This is a genomic window from Arthrobacter sp. RT-1, from assembly GCF_003367205.1.
Classification (GTDB): domain Bacteria; phylum Actinomycetota; class Actinomycetes; order Actinomycetales; family Micrococcaceae; genus Arthrobacter.
The window spans coordinates 1-4,921 of sequence record NZ_QRGQ01000018.1 but is presented as its reverse complement, the minus strand read 5'-3'; the positions used below and the strand labels follow the sequence as shown (position 1 = coordinate 4,921).

Below are 4,921 nucleotides of genomic sequence, written 5' to 3'. Positions count from 1 at the left end.
AAAATTTGAAACCAGCTGTCAAAACCAGACCCACCACAGGGGCGGCAGGCCCGGCAAATTCAACCAATTCATAAAAACAAATCGGTATCAACAAACTTGGCACACTATTGAGTTCTCAAACAACAGACACACCCGGCACCACCACAACCACTTTCAAGGCCGCGGCTCGCTCCGGAGCAACTTTTCAAACTTACCCGATCCCCGGAAGCTTTGCAAACCAGCGTTTCCGCGATTCCCAGCTCCCACAAACCAGCCCCACCCAAAACCGGCACGCTCAAAAGCGAACCATTTTCAGGCCGTTCATCAGGGGGGATTGGCCGCTATCTTTCCGCATCAGCGGCGGCGACTCAGAAAACAATACACGCCCCACAACCCCACCGCAAATCGCCGCTCGATGGGGTCGAGCGCCGCCAAAACCCCCCAAGACACGGGGATTTTGGCAGCGCTAGCCCAGTCCCGCCGGCCCTAACCGCCAGGAACCGGTTCTATGGAGTGGCTCACATCGTCGGAGCTCCGCTCTTCGCACCAAACACCAGGGTGAAATCAGCTTCACGCGGCGTCAGCCGGTAGGGCTCGAGAACGCCGGGACCACAGGCAGCAGTTCCAACCCCGCGCATGACGTGGTCCAGGTACACGTAACTGCGCCCGTCCGGCCTGAATTCCGGCCGATGCGTGGCGGCGTCGAGGACTCCCAGGCTGTACGGCCGCACCGTGAGGGCGAACGGTTCACCCGATACCTCCAGCATGTTCCCCCCAACTACGAGGGAGGCAGACCGCACCCGGGCGCGGGCGCCGGCTTCCTGGGGCCGGACGTAGTCAACGTCCATGTCCGGGAGCGGAAGCGAGAACCATCCGGTGCGGGCACCCTGTCCGGTGTCCGGGTAGCTCTGGTGCGGCCCCTGCCCGAACCAACTCACCGTTGTGGTCTCGGCCGCAAGCACCACCTCCAACCCGATCCGCGCCCATTCCACGTCGAACCCGGCGTTCACCCATGCCCCCTGTGGCCGGACCTTTGTCCGGAGAGCAAGGGCGTCGCCGTCGCTGGTCCAGGTATAGTCCACAAGCACCCCGAACTGCTTGTCGGCAGCACTCATGCGCGTCCGGACGATCAGCTGCTCACCGCCGTCGGCAGCAGCTTCAGCACTAATGCCAAGCAGGCGCGTGTGGAGCCGGTCAAGCCCTGCATCCTTCCACTGCCGTGCGAGCGGGCGCTCGTCGCTGCCTCCCCACTCCCGCCCAAGGTCGTTGTCCGTCGGCACCCACCACAACACCAGCCCCATCTGCTTTACGGGAATGCCGCCGATGGAGGTGGGGATACCGGTGATGCGGCTAAAAACGGCTGGACCAAGCCCCAGTTCGTCCTCGAGGACATCGATGCGTCCGCTTGGATGTGGGATAACGACGGCGGAAGGCTCCCGCACTGCCTGGCCCCAGGCGATTTCGTGGCCCGCGGCGGCCCAGGCAGAATCAGCGGCGAGGACAGCGCTGACGGTGAGTACCGCGGGTCCGCCGCCGGGCAGCGCCGCTGCAGCGGTGCCGGCAACTGCGTCCGGCAGGGACACCACCACCTCGGACTGAGGTGCCAACGGCGCAACGTCCACTGTTCCGACGTCGAGCGTGGCGCCGTCGTACTCCACCGAATAACGGAAGCTATACGCGGACGTGTCCGCAAAGTCATGGCCGTTGCGGAGCCTGAAGCCCGACCAGTCCGCTGCCACCTCTATGCGCAGCGGCTCAATGACCTTCTTGAAGTCCAGCAGGCCGGGCCGGGGGTTACGGTTGGCGTCCACCAGGCCATCTGTGACGAAGTTGCCGTCGTGCACTTCCTCACCAAAGTCGCCGCCGTAGGCAAAATGCTCACCGCCACCCGGAGACGGCACGGTAATTCCATGTTCCAGCCATTCCCAGACAAACCCGCCCATCAGGCGCGGATACCGGTCAAAGAGCTCCTGGTACTCACTCATGCCGCCGGGCCCGTTTCCCATCGCATGCACGTATTCGCACAGCACAAAGGGCATGGCGCGGCGGCGCGCGTCCAGGGCGGGGTCCTCCAGCGGCGGCTCGATCCCCTGCCCGATGAGCGCGGTTTCGGCCTGGCTTGCGTACATGCGCGAGTAGACATCGACGTACGGTGAGGACCAGTCCCCCTCGTAGTGGATGGGGCGGGAGGGATCCCGGTCCTTGGTCCATCGGGACATCGCGGCGAGGTTCCTGCCGGTGCCTGCCTCGTTGCCGAGCGACCACATGACCACGCACGGATGGTTCTTGTCCCGCTCAACGGTCCGGCATATCCGGTCCAGCAGCGCGGCTTCCCACTGCGGGTCATCGCTGGGATTCTGCGCCCATCCGGCGCTTTCAAAGCCATGGGTCTCCAGATCGCATTCGAGCACTACATAAAAGCCCAGCTGGTCAGCAAGCGCGAGGAATTCCGGGTGCGGCGGGTAGTGCGACGTGCGGATGGCGTTGATGTTGTGCTGCTTCATCAGCCTCAGCTCCGCCTCCACGACGTCGCGGGGCACCACTCGGCCCAGGCGGGGATGGTGCTCGTGGCGGTTCACGCCGCGCAGCAGGATGCGACGCCCGTTGACCTTGAACTGGGCGTCTTCGATGGTGATGCTGCGGAAGCCCAGCTGCAGGCTGACAGTCTCGCCGGTCGCGGTGATTGTTGCATGGTAGAGCCGCGGGACCTCGGCGGACCATGGTTCCACTCCAGGAACGCGCACCTCCGTCCCGGCCTCCAGTTCGAGGTCCAGTTCAGGAACGCGTACGACGGCGTCAATCGCCTGGCCGCCCCGGCTCACCTCAACGCGCAGCACGCCTTCGCCGCTGAGATGGTCGTAGCCGGCGTGGACGAAGACGTCGTCGATCCCATCTGCGGGCCGGGCCTGCAGTGTGACGTCCCGGAAAATGCCCGGGAGCCACCACATGTCCTGGTCCTCCACGTAGCTCGCGGCGGAGAACTGGGCCACCCGCACAGCCACCGTGTTGGTCCCTTCAACCAGGATTCCCGAGACGTCGAACTCGTGAGCCAGGCGGCTGCCCCGGGTGGTTCCCAGTTCCACTCCATTCAGCCACACAGTTCCGGCGGACTCGATGCCGTCAAACCGCAGCAGGGCGTCCGGCAGGAACTCTGGGCCGGCCTCGAAGGTGAGCACGTGATCACCGATCGGGTTCACTTCCGGAACGTGGGGCGGTTCGACGGCAAAGGGGAACTGGACGTTGGTGTAGGCGGGGGATCCGTGGCCGTGCATGGACCAGCTCGACGGAACGGGCAGGCTGGAGAACCCTTCCAGTGCTTCCCCTTCCTGCCATCCGTCGGCAGGCGCCCTGCGGATGCCCGGACTGAGCCGGAACTGCCATTCACCATTGAGGGAGAGCTTGGGGGCGTTGCTCGAGAGGTACGCCCGCGCCGGGAGGGTGCCGCGGCCGGGCGCCAGGGATGAGAGCTCGCGCACGCCCTCCGCGCCGATTTCGAGGCTGCCGGAGGCCCGTGTGCTGATTGCGGCGGCGGCAACATGGGGCACTGCTGAGGGGGTCTGAACTGACATGGATGTTCCTTGCTGACGAGCCTTTTAGACGACGTGAACGTTCACGGCCAACGCCAGCCTATCTGCTGTGAGCATCTTTGAGTAGGGGTTCAGGCCGAACGTCGGACAATCAGCTCGTGCCGGAGAGTCAGGGACGCCGCAGGACTTCGAGCTTCGACCGAGCCTGACAGCAGGCCATCGAGGAGGTCGACGGCGGTGCGGCCAACTGTGCGCAGGTCCAGAGAGAGCGTGGTCAGTTCCGGGGTGGTCAGCTCGCCCAGGGGTATTCCGTCCATTCCGATGACAGCACAATCACCGGGCACCGACTTTCCGCCGTCCTGCAGGGCTTTCAGGGCACCTGCCGCCATGAGGTCATTGAACGCCAGAATCGCGTCTATCCGGACCCCGCTGCGCAGCAGGGCATCCACGGCCTCCCGGGCCGCCTTTGCGGACGGAGCAGCATGGCAGCGCGTCACCGCGATGCCGGCTTCAGCCGCCACCGCAGCGGTTGCCGAGCCACGGCTGGCAGCAGGGCCGCCCTGGTCCGAGTCAAGATAGGCAATGTCACTCCGCCCATCCGACACCAGGTGGTCCATTGCAAGCAGGGCCGCATAGGGGTAGTCGAACGAGATGTTCCCGGCAGCCCCGCCATCCGGGTGATCCAGGGCAACCACCGGACGCCGGCCCATCATGGCCTGCGCTTCGTCCGAGTGTTCGCCGAGGTACCCGATCAGGGCGTCCACTTGCGGCGCCAAGCGCGCCACCGCGTCGAGGCCGCTGGCGGTTCCATGGCCGTAATCATCCACCACAACATTCCAGCGCCGCTGCGTGGCGGCTTCCACCACGCTCGAGGCAAACGCAGGGAAGTAGGGGTTTGTCAGGTCAGGGATAGCCAGGCCTACAGAGATGCGGGCACCCTGGACCAGCCCTTTCGCGAAGCGGCTTGGGGTGTATCCGAGCTCAGTGGCGAGCCTTTGGACCCGCTCCCGGGTTACCTCGCTGATGCCGGTCATGCCGTTCATGGCCCGGGTGACAGTTTGCCGGGAGACGCCCGCAGCCGCCGCGACGTCCATGATGGTGGCGCGCCGGCCGACGGGGTCTGGGGAACGGGTGCTCATAGCTCGTAAGTCTAGGGCTGCCCGGCGGTTCCTCTATCGGTTGTGGTTGTTATCCGAGGTGTTTGGCCCCGTTATCTGATAGAGCATCCCTGAGTTTCCTGCGGGAGGTGATGGCGTGCCGGGTTGGGGTGCGTTATTTGATAGGGCATCCCGGGGCGGTGGTGTTTAAATGCGGGAGGCCCCAACCATTGCTGGTTGGGGCCTCGACCTTAATGGTTGTCCGGCGGTGACCTACTCTCCCACACCCTCCCGGGTGCAGTACCATCGGCGCTGTGG

At 64.9% G+C, this 4,921-nt stretch carries 2 protein-coding genes; both read right to left on the bottom strand.

Translation table 11 applies throughout. From position 1 onward, the window contains the following. Nucleotides 1-497: 497 nt before the first annotated feature. Nucleotides 498-3,548, bottom strand: coding sequence for a glycoside hydrolase family 2 TIM barrel-domain containing protein (locus tag DXK94_RS14685; protein WP_115525541.1), 3,051 nt, complete (start codon nt 3,546-3,548; stop codon nt 498-500). 89 nt (nt 3,549-3,637) lie between these two features. Then, entirely contained in the window at nt 3,638-4,645 is a 1,008-nt protein-coding gene (locus DXK94_RS14680; RefSeq protein ID WP_115525540.1) for a LacI family DNA-binding transcriptional regulator, read from the bottom strand. Nucleotides 4,646-4,921 lie beyond the last annotated feature (276 nt).

Coding starts and splice junctions, on each gene's coding strand:
- DXK94_RS14685 (WP_115525541.1), bottom strand. CDS start 3,548: ATGTCAGTTCAGACCCCCTCAGCAGTGCCCCATGTTGCCGCCGCCGCA.
- DXK94_RS14680 (WP_115525540.1), bottom strand. CDS start 4,645: ATGAGCACCCGTTCCCCAGACCCCGTCGGCCGGCGCGCCACCATCATG.